The 1,172-nt window shown below is 44.9% G+C and carries 1 protein-coding gene; it reads right to left on the bottom strand.

The annotated features are described in order from the left end of the window. Positions 1 to 1,172 (bottom strand): tetratricopeptide repeat protein (locus MJD61_09365; GenBank protein ID MCG8555478.1); only part of this gene is annotated, 1,172 nt, incomplete at both ends.

Here is a 1,172-nt window from a genome sequence, read left to right as displayed (position 1 = left end):
TATGAAATTGAATAGGTGTTGATATCTTCAATAGTTGAAAATCCGGGATTGGTATCTATAAACAGTTCCCGGCCCAGACTTAGCCTCCACAAGTGCCTGTCGTGTCTTTTCGTTAAAATAAAAAATCCTGAATAATCATTTTCGGTTTCCCGCAGATTTGCAGTGCTGTTACTCGGGTTGTCATTGCTGAATTGAGCCACGTCGTACCGCAAACGAACATCAAAATTGTAAGGCAGCTTCTGATTCAACCCGAACGAAACAGTTTCGGTGTCAACATTGAAAGCTGTAGAGGTATTTGAAGGGCCGAGTTGCCTCCGCTCGGCGTGTTGATAACGTGCCTGGATTGTGGTTTTGGGCGACAATTTGAAGAAAGACTCTATGGTCTCCCGGTGATCTATAAAGGTAGAAGATATTTGCCCTGTGTTCGGATTGTGTAATCGGGCTTCAAAAAAGTTGTATCTGAAGTTTGCCTCCGGAGCCTTGAATCTTTTCAACTGCGCCAAGGCTTCTTTAGCATCCAGATTATTGGGCTCCAGAGTCAAAGCTTTCATGTACAGCTCTTCAGCTTTATCCCACTGGTCGTCGAACACGTAAACTCTTCCAAGCCCGATCATGGCTTCGGTATTGTTGGGTTCCAGCTCGAGGGCTTTCTGGAAAAGCTTTATGGATTCTTCCTTCTTTTTTTGCCACCGGAAGATGCGGCCCAGAGCAATATAGTTATTTATATTTCTATTGGATATATTTCCCTGTTCCAAGGCGACGGATTTCTGGAGTTCCGTGACCGCATCATCCAACTGGGCAGTCCAACTGTAAAGGGTTCCCAGCATGGCACGGACGTCTGCACGGTTAGGAGCTGCATCTCTTGCCTTCTCCAGGTAGACAATAGCTTCCTTGTTTTTTCCGCCTTGACTGAGAAGAATTCCGGTACCCATAAGCGCGTCTATGTTGTTGGGTTCTTCTTCCAGGATTTTTGCGTAAAGTTTTACTCCTTCTTCAGTATTCTTCATCCATTTGTAAGTGGTAGCCAGTCCTTTAGTGGCTGTCGTGTTATCAGGATGAATTGCCAGTGCCTTTTTGTAGAATTCAACACTGGGCTGATATTTTTTTTGCCAGGCGGTTACTTGCCCAAGGAGCATCAAAATATCAACACGCTCGGGATATTTGGAATGAAG

Source organism: Pseudomonadota bacterium, assembly GCA_022361155.1.
Lineage (GTDB): Bacteria > Myxococcota_A > Polyangia > Polyangiales > JAKSBK01 > JAKSBK01.
The sequence above is the reverse complement of the archived record's forward strand: the minus strand, read 5'-3'. Positions and strand labels throughout refer to the sequence as shown.